We start from the raw sequence: 18,468 nt of genomic DNA on the forward strand, positions 1-18,468 counted from the left end.
AACCAGACTGAGTGTCTGGTTTTTTTTGGCTACAGCATTGGTTGCAGCAAGAAGTGTCGTTATACGATTAACGTAATTGGTACACTTGACCTTCTTTATCAGCTTTAACAGCAGCAAAGCTTAATACGAATGGACCTTGCGCTTGAACAGTTGCTGGTAATGTTTGAATTGCTTGTTTTGCTTCTTCACGGGTTGCAAAATTACCGTAAGTAACTGCATACCAGTTACGACCTAGTGCATGTTTCCAGTTAACCCAAATTGGTTGATCGCTAGTGATTGGCTGAAGGTAACCACGTAGGTTACGTTCTTCACTTAATGCTAAAATCTGAATGGTAAAGTGTGAAGGGTTAATATCGCCAAACGCTTGATCGTTGGTCATTGATTCTTCATCAGCAAGATGTGCATCATCATTATTAATGTAATCACTATCAATAACTGGCTCATTAGTTACTGTTGTTTCAGGAGCAACAGTTTCAATTGGTGCTGATGTTTCTACTGGTTGTTGTTGACACTGTAGGTTTGCGCTATCAACTTTAGACGGTAACAGGTAACCAGAATCACAAGGGCTATCAGATGAAGCACAACCAGATAATGCGAATAGACCTAATACAACTGCTGCCTTTAATGGACGAGATGTCATTGTTTTCTCCGAAGAATATTTAATAATTTGTAAATGTGGTAGCAGTATTCATGACTTTTCATGACGCAAATATCACTATTAACAAATGTCTTTATACTTAGAATGTATTGTAGCGAAAAACGGCAAATAATTGACATGATAATTACAGATTACAGGTTAAATGTATGTTTTTTAATCAAGTCAACTATTCCAAATGAGAATAGGTTATATTCTCTTGAATAATTGATGTTTAAATAGGGCATATATTTTTTTACTCTTTCATAGAGGGAAACGGTATTTTTAAAACTCAAATCATTAGTTAACATATTAATAACAAGCTGAGTTTTGAATGGATCGTTTTTATGAAAGCATGGTTACTTAGAATACATGACCGTAAACGACTGATTATGGCAACCGTCGCTGCAATGTTATTGGTGGCAATTTCTTTAGTTACGACAGGGTTTATCAGTGCATTATGTGATTTAAGCGCATTTGCTATTTTATTCACTGTTGTATGGTTAAAGGTGTGTGAATCACAGCCCCGATATAAGTCGAATGAGTAATTAATTCCTTATGTAAAAATAAAAATTAAGCCCTAATAAGATGTTATTCCTATGGAGAGTGAGATAATTCCACAAGGAATAATAGGTAAAAGCAAATACAATAACGCAACAATTATGCAAATAAAACAGAACATACAACCAGTTAATCGTTTATATTCATACTTTTATTGATATATATTTTAATAAAATGTGATTAGGTGCTAATTATTGCTTCTATATAAACTTTATTATCAGCACGAATTTTTACTGAATATTACATCAGTAATGTAAACGCTGTTATTAGGGAGTATAGATGTGTTTATTATTGAATTTTTGATTGTATTGGTATGTATCTTAGTGGGTGCACGAATCGGTGGTATCGGTTTGGGTGTAATGGGGGGTATCGGCCTTGCAATTCTAAGCTTTGTTTTTGGCTTGCAACCAACCAGTCCACCAATTGATGTAATGTTAATGATCATGGCAGTTGTTGCGGCTGCGGCTGCAATGCAAGCGGCGGGTGGTCTTGAATACTTAATTAAAATTGCGTCAAATATTCTTCGTAAAAATCCTCGTCATATTACATTTATAGCGCCGCTAGTGACTTATATGTTCACTTTTTTAGCGGGTACAGGTCATGTTGCTTACTCTGTATTACCTGTTATTGCTGAAGTGAGCCGTCGCAGTGGCATTCGTCCAGAACGCCCACTTGGTATGGCTGTTATCGCATCTCAGTTTGCGATTGTTGCAAGCCCGATTGCTGCGGCTGTTGTTGCTTTAGTTGCTTTTCTTGAGCCTCAAGGTATTACATTAGCTGATGTATTAATGGTAACTATCCCAGGCACATTCTGTGGTTTAGCATTAGCGTGTGTTGTCGTTAATAAAATGGGTAAAGATCTAAAAGATGACCCAGAATATCAACGCCGTATGCAAGATCCTGCTTTCCGTAAAGAAATGGAACAAGAAGTTAAAGTAGAAGAGATCGTTATTAAACCAGCAGCAAAGAAAGCGGTTGGTCTATTCTTATTTGGTGCGTTAGCTGTTGTTATTATGGGTGCATTCCCTGGACTACGTCCTAACTTTAATGGATCTGCAATGGGCATGGCACACACGATCGAGATCGTGATGCTAGCTATTGCAGCTTTGATCATCTTGATCTGTAAGCCTGACGGTAATGTGATCACACAAGGATCTGTTTTCCATGCTGGTATGCGTGCGATTGTAGCAATTTTTGGTATTGCATGGTTAGGTGACACATTTATCGCTGGTCACAGTGAAATGGTGAAAGAGGCTGTGTCTGGCTTAGTAGAAGTTGCACCATGGACGTTTGCATTTGCTCTATTTGCATTATCTGTGATGGTTAATAGCCAAGGTGCAACAACAGCGGTACTTGTGCCAGTTGGTATTACACTTGGTTTACCACCTGAAGTTATTATTGCGACGTTCGTTGCGGTTAACGGTTACTTCTTTATTCCTAACTACGGCCCTATTATTGCTTCAATTGATTTTGACCGTACTGGCACAACAAAGATTGGTAGTTACATCTTTAACCATAGCTTTATGATTCCAGGTTTATTAAGCATGGTATTTAGTATTATCTTTGGCTTTATTTTCGCAAGTTTTGTCTTGTAAAAAGCAAGGTAAATATAACGTAAAAAATAAAGTAGATTAAATAAAAAACCTCTATATCTTCATGTTGGACATTGAAGAATAGAGGTTTTTTTATGTCAATATAAAAGCACTATTTTATTAATGTTGGTTAAAGAAATAGCTCAATGTAAGTCAATGATGCAGTACCAATTGCTAACCAAAGGATAACACCCAGTAATAAAGGCTTATGTCCTGCATTGCGTAATTTGCTGACGGTTATACCTGAGCCAATTAAAAATAGGCACACTACTAATAAACGTTTTGATGCATCAAAGATAAGAATATAGGTTGAGTGAAATTGTGGAATAAAATGCGCAATTAAGATAGCTAGGCAATAAAACACAATAAAGTAAGGAATACTGATTTTCTTACTGTCACCTTTAAACATTAAAGCACTGCCAAACGCGACAGGAATGATCCATAGTGCACGTGCCAGTTTTAATGTTGTCGCAGTTTTTAGTGCTTCATCCCCATAAGAGCCCGCCGCACCTACTACTGATGATGTATCATGAATGGCAATGGCAGCCCAAGTACCAAAGGCATGTTGACTCATTTCTAATAAATGCCCAACCGCAGGGAAAAGGAAAAGCGCCATGGCGTTGAGTACAAATACAGTGGCTAATGCTAATGAGGTTTGGTCATCACGCGCATTAATGGCAGGCGATACCGCAGCAATGGCACTACCACCACAAATAGCCGTACCCGCAGCGATTAAATGGCCGGTTTTTTTATCCAACTTTAAAAAGTGCGTTGCTAGCCAACCCAAAAATAAAGTAAAGAAAATAGAAGAGATAATAAGCCCTAATCCTTGACGGCTCGCTTCAATGGCTTCGTTTAAATTAATTCCAAACCCTAAACCAATAATGGAGTATGACAAAAGTTTTTTGGTTAGAGCAGCAAGATTAAATTGGGTCGGTACGAAACCAAAGCTGGCTAAAGTAAAACCAAGAATTAATGCAATGGGTGAGCTAATGAAAGGCGCTAAACATATTATTGCAGCTAATATAAATATAATATCAGCAGGACGTAAGTTTCTAATTTTTTGATTTAGGGTCATTTTTATGGTTGAGATGGGTTATTTATAAGATCTCGAATTATACGCACGTCATTCTATTTAGTTTAGTTAAATATTTTTAAACGAGGGTTAAGGGATATTGAATATTCATTGATGCTGATTGTTATTTTTTTTGCCATGAACCGTGGCTGTTTTGATAAAAATGACCGGCTTGGGTTTTTTCTATCGCTTTATGGTACGCCCGCTGTTTGACGGTACTTAGAGATAAATCATGCGATTGGCTAATGGCTTGGTATGTCTCTTGTCTATGGCTATTAACTGAGTTTATAAGTCGACTTACATCAGCGTTATTACTCGATTTAATCGCAGCAATAAAGCCCGTGTTTGTTTCACCGACTAAGCCTTGTTGTTTGGCTTGCTGCAATGTAATTGCAAGTACAGTGCTTGAATTGAACAACAGTAAATAACCGCCAAGTAACACAGCGTAAAGGGATGACGATTTCATAAGGTTACCTTAATATTGAATGACAAAAACCATTAAAAGACGGCTTTATTATCAAATAATTGTTCTATTTCTCGATCAACTTTTATTTTGATTTCATGTTCAATTTTAACATTAAGATTAACCTCTATTGGTTTGTCTGATGCTGCAACTTGTATGGTTGGCGTACACCCAATAAGCAATAGAACGATGATAATAGCAAATACGTAATGCAAATTGGGCTGGTGCAGTGTTGCTTGAAAATAGTTCATGCTGATAACCTTTAATGCTATGGGTGGTTAAAATGCTCACTAATTTTTTGCTCGACATTTGAAGCATTTAGCATGTTAATTGTTCTAATAAGTTCAAGAATATTATCTTCAATGGCTACGTTTATGTTGATTGGGCGACCAGATTGAAAATCAGGGTTATAGCCTTTGAAATGAGATTGTGTTTTTAACACGCCATCTTTAGCATAGTTAACTTTTATGGCTAAGGTACGATAATGGTAGTTTTTAAGTATTTCACTGACCATTAATGGACTTTGATGACCGACAGCTTTGATTTTCTCATCAATGACAGATCCTGCAATATAGCGTAATACCCCCCCAGGGTAGCGAGAGTGAAGTGTGGCATGATGAATCTCAAAGTGACCATCAACCATTGTGATCGGGATCGTACCATCAAGGATCCCTGTGAACTCAATGCTTTCATGATCAATAAGATCCGCTGCTTGTTTAATGTTAAGGCCAAAGACAGTGATGGGTATGGGCGTTAGTTTATGCAAGTTAGTAAGGCTAATATTATGTGCACTGACACTTCCACCCAGTAATGCGGCTGATATTCGATGTAATGTATATTGGTTTGTTAGCGTATTAATATCAATGAGTAAACTAGGGTTAGTGAGTATGATGCCTGCATGTAGTTGTTGTGCAAATAACGAAATAGGATGCAGGGTTTGAATCCCTTGAGGAGAGAAAGCAATATTAGCACTGCTTTCTAATTGAGTAATATTAATGCCGTAGTAACTGCCTGAAAGTAGATCTGTTGCAACTGTTGCGTTGCCGATGATGTGGCTATTACGATCAATAATAAATGAAGCGCCGTAGGTGATATTTCCGTCTGTAATATCAATCGGTAAAGTTAATGCTGGAAAGTAGTAGTTTTTTAAACTATTGGCTGGTGTAAAAGCAATGGTCTGACGGTGTAATTTAACATGGGTTTTTTGGGTTGTGAGATCAGCGTTAATATCCATTTTTGCTAAAATATCATCATGACGATTGGTCAAGGTCGCGTTAACGTTAAGTGTCTTATCTGCTAAATGGAATTTCCCGTACAGTGTACTTAACGGAAATAACTGTTTACGATTACGTTGAGCGGCATCCATGATGATTTTAAAGTGACTTGAGAATGTTGTCGGTGTTGGGGGAAATGTGTTTTTTATGGATCGGTTTTTCAAAAGAGTATCGTTTAATGGTGTCTTTTCAAATAAGAACTCATGGCGTAATAAAAATTGGCTTACATCAATGTGGAGTTGCGCTTTATAGTCAGTAATCGGTAATGTTTTTTGTGTTTGATGACGGGTTGCCAATTTGGCGGTTAGCTGTGCCTGAGTTTGTTGAGGTTGGTATAACGTCAGGGCAATGCGATCCTGCTTTTTTTCAAACAATCCAATTAATTGATTTAAACTGAAATCAATATCATCAATCTTATTACTGGCTAAAGTCGGAATACCTTTAAAGGTAAGCTTTTTGGTTTGTAAATGTGCGTGTTGTAATTGTGATATCAAGTAATTATTAGCCCACGTGGCTTTTATGTTTGATCTAAAAATGATGTCATCAACTTGACTATCAACGACGGGTCGTAATGTATTGATACTAGCATTGATCTTAGCGTTAAGGTGACATTGCAAGTTAGGGTACAAACAATTGAATTCATTAATAAGTAATTGCAGTTTAGATTTCGTTTTGGCGTTGTTAAAACTGATGGTTTCATTTTTATCACTTAAAGCGAGACTAAAAAGCTTATTTTGATAATTGATATTAAAGTTTATTTTACCATCGCTGTTCATTTGAATATTCGCGACATGTTTGGGGGCATTATTATGGCGTTTGGTTTTGTCTTTAGTAGCAAAGAACGGAGCTTCAAAGGCATATTTATTGAGTTCAATAGTAAAAGATGGCGGTAATTCAATACCAATCAAGTAATGGGCATCAACAATTTTGTTATTAATAACCATGGGATGAAAAGGTTTAGATAAACCACTCACAATTTGCTTCGCATAAAAGCGTAATGGGCCGTTTATTTTAGCGTCAGGAACATCTTCAAGCCCTAACCGATCGGTAAATTCTTTGGTGTTTTTGAAGTTAGCATTGCAATTTAAATAGTGTGGTAATGGCTGATGAAAAATGACTTTAATATCACAATTAAGGTTATTACCGTCACTTCGAGTCATTATGGTGTGAGCACGAGCGTCTGTTTTTGATAGATGATAAATATTAACATCAAGCAGGTATGGGTGTGGGCTTAACGCTTTTCCCTTAACAATAAAACGCGCTTTGGTCTTCTTTTCTGTCGCTATATTTAAATCTTTAGCTTGTTGATCTATTTTCTGACGCGCTTGTTTTCGACGTTGGCGTTGTTGTTTATTCTCACTGGTAACGGCTGAAGGCTTATCAAATGTAATTGTGCTGTGGTTGATGTTTGCAGCTGTTGCTAGGTTTGCCATTGTGGACGATGCCGCTGCTGTTGGTGTTTCTAAAATGACTTTAGCATCAATTAATAAATCACCATAAGTTAGTGCATTTACTTTTAATTTTTTAATGGGTAAACGAGCAAGATTAGCAATAGCTTGTCCGAGATGGATCCCTTTGCTATCGATGTCTGTGCGATTGATAAACGCGGGCAAATATTGAGGTTGTTCGAGCTTTACTGTTTTAGCCGCTAGTACCATTGTGGGTAAACTACGGTTAAGATCAAACGTTAACGATAATTGAGAGATAATTTGCTCAGTTAGTGTGTTATTTAGTGTTTCCCATTGCGGGTGGATAGATGCAATAGTAACGGCAACAGGGGTTTTATTATCTAGCCATGCAATTGAGAACTGGCTGTTATTATACAATAAGGAATAATGTGGTGAGGGCTGAATATGAGGAAAGAAAAGGCTCAATTTACCTTTACTTGAATGACCTGAAATAACCAGATGTGGATTATGACTGATAGTGACATCAACCTGTTCTAAAATTTGGGTTGCAGCGGCTTCTTTACCATCACTGTGTGCCGCTGACGTGGTCACCTTACGAGCATGGGCGTTAATCGCGAGCGGGTATTTAAAATCAACAAATCTAAACGTAGCATCAAAAAAGTGGATATAACGTAAATAAAGCTGTTGTTTTTCGAGTATCGCAGTGGCCGTTGGGGAAAGCTCAATTTCATATTTCTTTGCAAATAAGCGATAACTGCCTTCATCAAGGTCATTATTAGGATCTGTTTGATGTTGTAAAGCAAGCTGGTGGAAGGTGACGTTGTAACTGAAAATGCGTAACGAAACATGTTCTGCATGAAGACCATTGTCATAACGCAGTCCTTTAAGATCAGTGATCGTTACATGGTTAATGTGCAACCATATAAGACCAATTATTGGCATCAGTAGTATCAATCCCAATAGCGATAACCCAATTTTAGTGCCGCTACGTAACCGCGACGTTTTAGCCTCCGTTGGTGGTGATGGCGTAATATTGTGCTCAGGCGATTTCACAGCGATAGGTCACCTTATGAAAAAGAATAATGTCGTTATTAGTAATAAACTACCGATAAACGATAAGGTGTAATGATGATCATTTACCTCATCTTTAAACATATACCAGATTCTACTATTCGTAAGTCATCCGCTTCATTAATTCAATAGAATTCACTATAAAGTGACTAATTATTCTTATCGTTACAAAATATACGGTGTTACATCTTTTAGTTTGAATTTCTATGCGCTTTTATTGTTGGCACTAATTGTCTAAATAATACAACCATCCTTGATAGGTGGTTGAATAAATACCGTTACATTGCCTTTGTTGCTGCTGGCGCTGTGCTAAAGGGAAAGAATCAAACAAACGTTGGTAACGAGCAGGATTACTGCCATAGACCAAACACAAAATATGCTGATAACGTTGTTGGCTAAGACTATGTTGCTGAATAAAATTGTTATTTCTAAGGTTCGAGTTATTTAAGGCTTGAGTACTAAATAAGCGACTAGCATTAATTGCAATGTCATCACCTCGATGAATATCATTAAGTAGCAAAATAACCACAAAATTATCGACGGTTGTTTCACTATTGCCTAATACGGGAATAGCACGATCTAGAATATAAGCATGGCCAATCTCATGCAGTAGTGTCAGTAATAGGGCATCAGTTGTTGCCTGATAGCGTTGTTGTTGGGTTGGATAAGCACCTGTTTTCGATACATGTTCTAAAAGTTGATCAATATATTGGTAAGGGATCTGGATTTGTCCTTTGGTTGAATCAAAATTAGGTCCTTTAGCGCTACCAAAAACGATATTTAAGCTAGGGGCAAAAATATACCGCGTCTGACTTAGTTGTTTAATGGTTGCGAGGATAGAGGAGTGTTGAATGATGTCTTTTGCTTGTTGTTGTTGGGTGTTAGCGGGCGTGAGAAAGACAAAGTTAACCGTAGGGACAGGATCTAATGCTAATCCATAGCTACCGCCGGTTGGTTGGTCTGTTCCTGCGTAACTAAAGCAAGAGAGTGTCAGGCAGAATAAGCCGTATATGAACTTTAGTGGGGATGATAACTGCGAAAATGTTGGATTAGCCTTTGCACTCACCTTTTCACCAACCAGTTGATCAAAAGCGATAAAATGTTTATTCACGATGTCACCTCATACTGCTATAGATGTATCATAAGTGATAATTATAGCGGATGAGACAATAGGTAACGCTGTAAAAACATTAAATCACCTTATTTATAACTATTAATGATTCACTGCATGTTGTTTTATATTGGCTGTGCTTATTTTAACGGTAATAGCATATCAACGATACCATCGGCCAATTGCACATCAATTTCAAACCCCATTTTTTGCGCGAGAGTGATCATGCCTCGATTGGTCGGCATTGTCATTCCGGTTAGAGTATGAAGCCCGCGTTGTTTAGCATAATCAATAAGTTTGCTCATTAACATTCGTCCTAAACCTGCGCCTTTAAGATCAGAGCGAACAAGAATCGCAAATTCAGCATCATTATTGTTGGCATCCGATAATGCACGTGCAACACCGATAATCATTTCATCATAAACCGCCACGAAGGCCATTTCACGATCGTAATCGATTTGGGTAAATTTGGCTAAGGCCTCATGATTTAATTCTCCCACATCAGAAAAGAAGCGTTTATATAGATCCTCTTCTGATACTTGGCTTATAAAAGCTTTATGGGCAGGTTCATCTTCCGGTAATATTGGGCGAAGTAATATTGATTTACCGTCTTTAAGCTGGCATTGCTGTTCATATTCTTTAGGATAAGGACGGATCGCTAATCGTTGTTGAATATCACCATTAAATGCAGCGATATCCATAGAGGCATCAATGATCGTTAATTCGTCACCAGAGATCAGTAGTGGGTGAATATCTAATGCACTAATATCAGGGCAATCAATGACCATTTGTGAAATAGTCACTAGCAATCGGCATAGTGCGGGAATAGATATCTTTTCTAAACTGCTGCGCTGCTTTATTTTGTTACGCTTTAAGGCATTAATGACCATATAACGGGCAAGTGCCATATTTAGCGGCGGTAGCGCAACCACGGCATCACGTTCAATATCCCAATGAATGGTTTCTTCGCCCAACATGATCACAGGCCCAAAAACAGGATCGTTATGGACACCAATACGCAATTCTTGCGCACCGGAGCGGTTAGCCATACGTTGAATCAATAAGCCATCAATTCGTGCACTTGGATAGTGTAAAGCGACGCGAGATAAGATGGCATCGGCGGCATTAGCCACTTCATTGGCATTTCGTAGATATAAAACAACGCCGTGGATCTCTGATTTATGACGAATATCGGGAGAGCGTAACTTCACAGCCACGGGATATCCAATCTGTTCGGCAATATGTACCGCTTCAGCGGCATCAGAGGCTATCCATGTTGGCAATGTTGTAAAACCATAGCTTTCTAGTAACGGTCGTACTTCATGAGTTTCAAGGTGGTAAATATTTTGCTGAAGTAAACGTTGTATTTCATGGCGAACATAATGCGGGTCTGCGGTAATGTCACTGACTGATACAGGAGTCTCCATTAACTGACGTTGATTACGGCGGTATTCGACTAAATGCATGAAAGCTGAAATCGCACTTTCAGGTGTACGATAAGTCGGTAAACGCGCTTGAGTAAAAAGACTACGCGCGTTGGTCGCTTCATTTTCACCTGACCAATTGGTTAAAATGTTAAATCGTTGACTGCGAGGATGCTGGTGGAGGATATCAATAATGACTTTGGCGGTGTTAGTGCTATGAGCTATCGCTGACGGGCTATGTATAATAAGTAAGGCATCAAAATCATCGCTGTCCAATAGAATATTAAGTACTTGTTGGTAACGTGCAGTATTAGCATCCCCCATGATATCTATCGGGTTTGTCTGTGACCAATAACAAGGCAATACTTGTGACAGCTTTGTTATTGTTGCCGCACTTAGTTGGGCTAATTTTCCGCCTCTGTCTGATAATGCGTCTAGTGCCATAATAGCAGGGCCACCACCATTGGTGAGAATCGCTAATCGTTCACCGCGTAACGGTACTGAATGGGCCAGTGTTTCAACCGCAGCAAATAGATCATGGGTTGTATGTACGCGTAACATACCAGAGCGTCGAATAGCGGCATCATAAATTTCATCAACCCCATGCTCACCATTGGTATGTAATAAAGCGGCTGAACGTCCAGCGCTTGTACGGCCACTTTTTAATACTAAAATACGACGGTTTCTTGCTGCTGCGCGGGCTGCTGACATAAATTGGCGCGCATCTTTAATATTGTCGATATAAAGTAAGATTGCTTCAGTTTTTGTATCTTGGCTTAAAATATCAAGTAACTCGGCAAAATTAATGTCGCAGGCATCTCCTAAAGAAATAAAAGTAGAAAAGCCAATTTGTTTATTCTGTGCCCAATCAAGAATAGTGGTACACACTGCTGCTGATTGTGAAATAAATGCGATATTGCCTTTATTAGCACGAGTAGGGGTGACGGAAGCATTTAAGTTCAACCAAGGTAAAATTATCCCCATGCTATTTGGGCCAATAATACGCATATTATAACGCTGTGCATTGGTAAGCATTTGTTGCTGGTGGCTAATAGCTTCTTTGTTGTTAGTATGAGGAGCCATACCCGCGGCAATAACAATCGTTGCTTTTATTCCTTTTTCCCCTAGCTGGTTAATAATATCGGGAACAAGCTCTGCGCGAGTACATACAATAGCAATGTCTGGAATAATGGGCATTGATTCAATGTTGCGATAAGCCAGAATTCCGGCAACTGCAGCATACTTTTGGGTGACTGGAATAATTGGCCCGGAAAAACATTCTGATAACAAATTACTAACAACTACATGACCAATTCGATTGGGATTATTTGATGCACCAATGACGGCAATACTATGTGGCTTAAAAAAATAAGTAAGGTTGTCCATACTGTATGCACTTTATATTTACATTTCTGACATTTTATATAGAAATATGAAGAATGTATCTATTTAGTGGCTATTATGTGACTTAAAATCGATAAAAGGAAAAGATAAGCGGGTAATTTTAGGTGTTTATATTCTATTTTGAATACTATTATGCCTATAAGTATTATTACGTATTTATATTGATAAACACACAATTATTGTATTGATAGTGTTAATATTGTGTGTCTTAATATATGGGTAATTAAAGCTCTAGGTGTTAAACAATTAAGATGATTCATGATTTATATTTTAGATATCAACCCAGATACTATAATGGTGAGATATACTCTTATGAGGCATTATTAAGAAGCCATATACACAATTTTAATGTTGAGGATTTTGTGTATTCAATTCAATGTTCAGCTCATTTTGATTTGAATATTATTTTGAAAGTACTTCAAGACAGAAAATCATTGCATATTTGCGATGATGTTTCCATATCATTGAATATCTCGATTGCAAGTTTACTCGATAATGATTTTATAAATCAATGCTTGGATATTTTTGAAACGGAGAAAAATATCACATTAGAATTAACTAATCATGATAAAACAGATAATTTCGACGCTATCCAAAAAGCAATATTACTTCTTAAAAATAAAGGGGTTAGGTTTGCTATTGGGGATTTTGGTAAAGGATATTTGAATACGGATAATTTCTTATATCTTGATGTAGATTATATAATTTTAGATCGTAGATTGATAAATAATATCAATGACAACTACATTACTTATTCAGTGCTTAAATCAAAATATGAATATATTGCTAATGTCCTTGGTAAAATTGTAATTATTGAAGGCATAGAAACATTTGAGCAATTTAATTTAGTAAAAGAATTTGGTGATATGCTATATCAAGGATTTTATTTCTCTCAAGCGATTGATATTAGTAAAATTCGGAAAATAGTTAATCCTCGATCTTTAAAAAAAGCACCTAAGAAAGAATTTTCATTAAAACTAGATCAAGCTATTTTTGACTTAAATCGGTCTCAAGATCCTGAAAACATACAAAAAGCTATTAATCAAATCAAAGAAATAGACAAATATAATATTATTGGATTAACATCTAATACGTTTGATCTACATAGTGAACGTCAACGGATCAATCAAAATTATCGTGAAATTACAAAAAATAAAACAAGCTCACATTTTTTACTTGCCGCATCATTAGTATGTGGTTGCGATGGCGCTGTTGTTATTCGTGATAAAGACGGCAATGTCATTTTTAACAATGAGAAATTTATCAATTTTGTTGGTATTGATCTTGTTGATATACCTGTAGAAGAAGTATGTGAAAAAATTACAGATTATCGTAGTTGCTTAAATGTTGATAATGAACTTTTATCTAGTGACTCGTGCTTTATGATGGCTGATGAGGTCATTGAAACAAAAGATAATAGTGAGCTTGTTCATACATATAGGCAAAAGGTATCTCACTTCGGCCAACATTTCATTATTTGTTCTGTTTATGGCACCGTTGATTCTATCGTTGTCGATCCTCTGACTAATTGTTACCAAAAGAATTATTTATCATCAAACTATATGAATCAGTATAAGATTTTAGTTTTTATTGATTTAGATGGCTTTAAAGAGATTAATGATACATTAGGACATTATGTTGGTGATGAAGTCTTACGTGATTTTTCTTTAACAATGAAAGATTTATTACGAGATTCTGATGTGATGATACGTTTTGGTGGTGATGAATTTGTTATTCTATTAAATAGTCATGTGATTAAAAACGTTCAGCAACGAGTTGAACAATTAAGACAAAGTATCGAATATTATTTTAGTCAGAAAAAAATACAACTTAGTTTTTCTTATGGGATAGCTTCTTTAGAAGCCGGAGTTGACTTAGCGCTTAAGCGAGCTGATATTGCAATGTATCAAGAAAAAGCATTTAGAAAAAGTAAGCGACAATCTTTATTGGCATAATATGATTGTGTTCTAACTTATAGAGTAAACCGAGTTGTCTCTATAATATTACGTGCGTATTGGATATGATTAATTAGTATAAATATCGCTTTTATAAAGCTAACAAAGTGATACACGTAAATATAAAAAAAAGAGATCATATGATCTCTTTTTTTGCTGGTGGATAATAAAGCTGGTGGCTCAATTATTATAAGTAGCTTACACCTGGTAACGGCTTTTATCACCGATATCAAAATGTAGCGGCATACGCCATTTACTAAAGGCAGCAAATGCAAGTAATGCAGCACCTACCATAGCAAAGCCAACCCCAATATTTGCAGCATTAAATACGAAGCAGAACCAAAAACCGGCTAAAGCAAGAGGGGTTAATAAGAGTATTTTTACTTTAAAGCAGAAATATTCTTTTATTGAAAGTGCGCTAAAGACAAATAAAGCAGCACCTAAGGCTAATGGTTGCCATAAGCCCGCGATAAACCAGATTGCTGAGAATAAGCCCGCGCCTTGGATTAGCCAGCGAAAACGTTTGTCATAAATATGAACAGTTGTTGATGCTAATAAAGCGACCATAACTAGAAAAGGGGTTGCGGCATTGGTTTCTGAGCCAATGATTGTCATGATAATAGCAGCAACAGTGAATGCAGATCGGTATAGGATAACGGTTAGTTTATCAAGTATATCGAGTTCGCATTTAATATGTGGATCAGCCATTGAGGCTCCTAGGCAGTAGCAGAAAAGGTGGGTGATATTATTGTTAACAAAACAATATTTATTGTGAGCATGGTAACATAAATGCTTTTCGATTGATCAATCGTTATGATCTGTTTGATCGTAATCAAAAGCTACGGCAAACTATTATAGATCCTTTGTCATTCAATTGTTTTGATGATGAGCACCCCAATATTCGGTTGAGAATAAGAGAGAATAAAATGAAAAAAATTATCACATTGAGCCTGTTATCGAGCTTAGTGGGGTGTGCTCAATTGATGCCGCCAAAAACATCATTACAAACCCCGATTGAAACCATTAATACAACACAATCGACTGAAAAATTTGTAGAACCAACGGTCGTTGCTGAGTTAGATAAATCCGTTAAAACAGACCCTCTGTATCAATCGATAGATTCGATTGCCGTCAGCGAACAAGTTATAAAAGAGCAGCCAGCCGCAAAGGCCACACTAACAACTGAAAACACCTCAGAACCTACTGCTATTGAAGAAACGAATGAGCTAGCAGTAGATACAACAACAGATGTTGATGCCGCTGCCACAGAGCCAGCCGAGAATACTGCAACAGATGTTGATTCAGCTGCCACAGAGCCAGCCGAGAATGCAGCAACAGATGTTGATTCAGCTGCCACAGAGCCAGCCGAGAATACAGCAACAGATGTTGATGCCGTAGCCGTAGAGCCAGCCGAGAATACAGCAACAGATGCTGATGCAGCTGCCGTAGAGCCAGCCGAGAATATAACAACGGATGTTGATGCAGCTGCCGTAGAGCCGGCCGAAAATACAACAACAGATGTTGATGTAGTAGCGATTGAACCTGCCATAAATGCAGTGACGGAGATGGATGCTGCATCTATTGAATCAGCTGTGAATGCGGCAACAGAAACAGATAATACGGCGGCAGTCGCTATTACGACAGCGACTGTAACTGATGAACCTGAACCAATTGAGTCATCAAATGATACTACTGTGGATGATCAAACTGTTGTCGATGACCAAGCCTCGGCGAATGAACCCATAGCAGCTGATGATGAATATAAAACAACGGTTATGCATGGTTATAGTGTGCAGGTTACCGCATCAAGAGATGAACAATCATTAGTGACATTGCTGTCGTTATTAGATAGCCAGCAACCAGCTTGGTTAAATAAGAAAATGATTAATGGTAGTCAGGTTTATACTTTATTATTAGGGCATTACTCTGATCATGAACAAGCAAAAGCGGCATTAGCCTTGTTACCTGAAGCTTTACAGAACAATGGCGCATTTGTGAGGAATTTTTATGAGATTGAACATACTCGTTCACCACAATTGAAGCAATTACAATAATTCAATAGTTAATAGCAGATAAATGGTGGTTTAATCACCATTTTTAGCACAAACTTCGCATGATTTAAAAATAAATCACGATAAGATGATGTAGAGGGTGCATTCGCATTCGTTTTTTGATTACTATATTCAGCAGTGAATGCCTTATTCTTTTTGACCTTGGTAGTGTATCAAGGCTTTTGTAATCTGCATTGTATTGTGATTGGTCTAATTAAGGAACGATAATGAGTTCTATCCATGTATTATTATTATGCGGCGGCGGTAGTGCTGAGCATGAAGTTTCTCTCGTGTCTGCAAACTTTATTGAACAACAATTAAAAGCGATTGATGGCGTTAGCTATACACGTGTTGAAATGACTAAAAATGAAGGTTGGTTAAATGAAAACCAACATTCTTGTGAATTGAACTTAGATAAAACATTATCAGCTGTCGGTGAGCAACCTATCACGATTGATTACGTGATTCCTTGTGTACACGGTTTTCCTGGTGAAACAGGAGATCTGCAATCACTGTTTGATTTAGCTGGTTTGCCTTATTTAGGTTGTGGTGCAGAAGCAAGCACGAATTGTTTTAATAAAATTACCACTAAATTATGGTTTGATGCGCTAAATATTCCAAATACGCCCTATGTTTTCTTGAGTGAGAACACTGAAGAAGCACACCAGCAAGCGTTAGCTGCATTGAATAAATGGGGTAAGGTCTTTGTTAAAGCGGCGTGCCAAGGTTCATCTGTAGGCTGTTATAGCGTCGCAAACGCAGAAGAATTACGTACAGCTGTGAATAATGCATTTGGTTACTCTAACCAAGTGCTTATTGAAAAGACAATTAAGCCTCGTGAGCTAGAAGTTGCTGCTTATCAATTTGGTGATCAACTAATCATTACCAAGCCGGGTGAAGTATCATGCCCAGATGATAAGTTTTATAGCTATGAAGAAAAATATAGCACAGACAGCTTGTCAACAACTCAGGTTGAAGCGCGTAATATCACTGAAGAACAAATTGAAGCTATTCAGCACTATGCGCGTAAAGCGTTTGAGCAAATGAAGCTGAAAGATTTATCTCGTATTGATTTCTTTTTAAGTGAAGACAATGAAATTCTATTAAATGAAATTAATACTTTCCCAGGTATGACGCCAATTTCAATGTTCCCTAAAATGCTAGAGAACTATGGCCATGACTTTACAGACTTTATTGAAAAAGCGATTAAAAACGCCGTTAAGTAATATTTGACCCAGTGTTTTATTAGCCAACCTCTTATTATACTTTCAACGAGAAAGAATACAGGGTTGGCTTTTTTTATGCCATGTTAATGCTGTTTACTGAGCCTGTGTTATTTTCCATTTTTATTGGCAAATTTCTTTAAGGTGTTATCTCGTTTAGCACGTTGACCTATATATTGAGCGGGCATAGCAGGGCTTCGCCATCGACCTTGATGCTGTATTTGATGAATAGACAACCCCGCATCGGCTAAATCTTGACTTGCTCCCACCCGTGGTGATTGACCTGAAAAAATAACATCCGCCGGCAGATCTAGTTCTTGGCTCGCTCGTCTGAAAATTCGATAAATAGATGAATGATCGAGTGGATTATCACCAATATTGTTATGTCGATCTATACGTCTAAAAACAAAACCACTATCAATCATGGATAATGTTAACCAACGATTAATCGCTTGAGAGGCCACATCACTTAAGGCAATTAAGGTTCCATTCACCGACAGGGTAATTAAGCCTTCGGGGGTTACTTCAATGTCATTGATGGTTAGTGCTGTTACTTCTGAACGTTTTAGCATAGCTTCAAAAGTCATCGCCCAAATAGCCATATCTCGTACATCTTTGGCTTTTGTTGAAAGAATAAAAACATCAAGAAGATCGTGTAAATGATTATCACGAAAGCCCTGAGCATTAGTGTAATCATCATGTTTATCAAGACGTTGTTTATGCATGGCGAGTTTAATTTCATTACTTAAACAGGGATTAGGTAATGCATGACAACGGTGCACCAAACTAATAGTGACAATGTAACGTTTAAGACTGGCTAACTTACGGGTTTGTGCCATTTTTTCTATATAGCGATGAACAATCTCAGCTGATGCTGGTAATGCTGACGCTTGATGTTGTTCACAAAAAAGTAAAAAATTATTCCAATCATTTTTAAATGCAACCAAAGTATTTTTGGCATATTGTTGGTGTGTTAGTCGTTGCCAAACGGTAATGGACTCAGCAATGGTTGAAAAGTCAGTAATACTTGCATTACGAACAGTTTCATCTTCAATAACAGTGATCTTCTTAGCCATAACACCTCTAATGCACTATAACTTTATATGATATTGATAATAACAACGATCATCGAAAAACGAAAGAATTTTTATAAAAAGCTATCCTAGCTATTTAATAATTAATATTATATAAATAGTTAACATAATGATTATTAAAGAAACT

Annotated in this window: 14 protein-coding genes; 5 read left to right on the top strand and 9 right to left on the bottom strand. The window is 37.2% G+C overall.

Annotated features, from left to right (window positions below; all coding sequences use genetic code 11):
- Nucleotides 1-67: 67 nt before the first annotated feature.
- A complete protein-coding gene (locus CZ809_RS02845; RefSeq protein WP_080155915.1) occupies nucleotides 68-640 on the bottom strand; it encodes an SPOR domain-containing protein in 573 nt (190 codons plus the stop codon).
- Nucleotides 641-981: 341 nt separating this feature from the next.
- On the opposite strand from CZ809_RS02845, the gene CZ809_RS02850 reads away from it, so the two are divergent.
- A complete protein-coding gene (locus CZ809_RS02850) occupies nucleotides 982-1,182 on the top strand; it encodes a hypothetical protein (protein WP_080155916.1) in 201 nt (66 codons plus the stop codon).
- A gap of 294 nt (nucleotides 1,183-1,476) precedes the next feature.
- On the top strand, nucleotides 1,477-2,790 hold the full coding sequence (locus CZ809_RS02855; RefSeq protein ID WP_080155917.1) for an anaerobic C4-dicarboxylate transporter family protein: 1,314 nt from the start codon (nucleotides 1,477-1,479) through the stop codon (nucleotides 2,788-2,790).
- A 127-nt stretch (nucleotides 2,791-2,917) separates the two neighbouring features.
- Here CZ809_RS02855 and CZ809_RS02860 read toward each other — a convergent pair whose 3' ends face one another.
- The 6 genes from CZ809_RS02860 to CZ809_RS02885 all read right to left on the bottom strand — a co-directional run bounded on the left by CZ809_RS02860 (nucleotide 2,918) and on the right by CZ809_RS02885 (nucleotide 12,000).
- Nucleotides 2,918-3,865 carry a YeiH family protein gene (locus CZ809_RS02860; protein ID WP_080155918.1) on the bottom strand — a complete coding sequence of 316 codons (948 nt, stop codon included), beginning with the start codon at nucleotides 3,863-3,865 and terminating at the stop codon, nucleotides 2,918-2,920.
- A gap of 121 nt (nucleotides 3,866-3,986) precedes the next feature.
- A complete protein-coding gene (locus CZ809_RS02865; RefSeq protein ID WP_080155919.1) occupies nucleotides 3,987-4,328 on the bottom strand; it encodes a YdbL family probable chaperone protein in 342 nt (113 codons plus the stop codon).
- Between the two features lie 32 nt (nucleotides 4,329-4,360).
- Nucleotides 4,361-4,576: a YnbE family lipoprotein gene (locus tag CZ809_RS02870; protein WP_080155920.1), complete on the bottom strand. Its 216-nt coding sequence runs from the start codon at nucleotides 4,574-4,576 to the stop codon at nucleotides 4,361-4,363.
- Between the two features lie 17 nt (nucleotides 4,577-4,593).
- A complete protein-coding gene (locus CZ809_RS02875) occupies nucleotides 4,594-8,061 on the bottom strand; it encodes an intermembrane phospholipid transport protein YdbH family protein (RefSeq protein ID WP_080155921.1) in 3,468 nt (1,155 codons plus the stop codon).
- 244 nt (nucleotides 8,062-8,305) lie between these two features.
- A complete protein-coding gene (locus CZ809_RS02880; RefSeq protein ID WP_159447927.1) occupies nucleotides 8,306-9,190 on the bottom strand; it encodes a DUF4344 domain-containing metallopeptidase in 885 nt (294 codons plus the stop codon).
- 140 nt (nucleotides 9,191-9,330) lie between these two features.
- Complete coding sequence (locus CZ809_RS02885; RefSeq protein ID WP_080155922.1) at nucleotides 9,331-12,000, bottom strand: bifunctional acetate--CoA ligase family protein/GNAT family N-acetyltransferase; 2,670 nt, start codon at nucleotides 11,998-12,000, stop codon at nucleotides 9,331-9,333.
- A gap of 269 nt (nucleotides 12,001-12,269) precedes the next feature.
- On the opposite strand from CZ809_RS02885, the gene CZ809_RS02890 reads away from it, so the two are divergent.
- The gene (locus CZ809_RS02890; RefSeq protein ID WP_080155923.1) at nucleotides 12,270-13,973 is read left to right on the top strand and encodes a GGDEF domain-containing protein; all 1,704 of its coding nucleotides are present in this window, start codon (nucleotides 12,270-12,272) and stop codon (nucleotides 13,971-13,973) included.
- Nucleotides 13,974-14,171: 198 nt separating this feature from the next.
- Here CZ809_RS02890 and CZ809_RS02895 read toward each other — a convergent pair whose 3' ends face one another.
- A complete protein-coding gene (locus CZ809_RS02895) occupies nucleotides 14,172-14,681 on the bottom strand; it encodes a hypothetical protein (protein ID WP_080155924.1) in 510 nt (169 codons plus the stop codon).
- Nucleotides 14,682-14,899: 218 nt separating this feature from the next.
- Here CZ809_RS02895 and CZ809_RS02900 point away from each other — a divergent pair, with 218 nt between their 5' ends.
- Both CZ809_RS02900 and CZ809_RS02905 read left to right on the top strand, forming a co-directional pair.
- Entirely contained in the window at nucleotides 14,900-16,027 is a 1,128-nt protein-coding gene (locus CZ809_RS02900; RefSeq protein WP_080155925.1) for an SPOR domain-containing protein, read from the top strand.
- Nucleotides 16,028-16,251: 224 nt separating this feature from the next.
- The gene (locus CZ809_RS02905) at nucleotides 16,252-17,250 is read left to right on the top strand and encodes a D-alanine--D-alanine ligase (RefSeq protein ID WP_080155926.1); all 999 of its coding nucleotides are present in this window, start codon (nucleotides 16,252-16,254) and stop codon (nucleotides 17,248-17,250) included.
- Nucleotides 17,251-17,357: 107 nt separating this feature from the next.
- Here the strand turns inward: CZ809_RS02905 and CZ809_RS02910 are convergent, their stop codons facing one another.
- Nucleotides 17,358-18,323 carry a tyrosine-type recombinase/integrase gene (locus tag CZ809_RS02910; protein WP_080155927.1) on the bottom strand — a complete coding sequence of 322 codons (966 nt, stop codon included), beginning with the start codon at nucleotides 18,321-18,323 and terminating at the stop codon, nucleotides 17,358-17,360.
- Between the last annotated feature and the right edge of the window lie 145 nt (nucleotides 18,324-18,468).

The sequence above is a fragment of the Photobacterium piscicola genome, assembly GCF_900166965.1.
In the GTDB taxonomy this organism is placed as follows: domain Bacteria; phylum Pseudomonadota; class Gammaproteobacteria; order Enterobacterales; family Vibrionaceae; genus Photobacterium; species Photobacterium piscicola.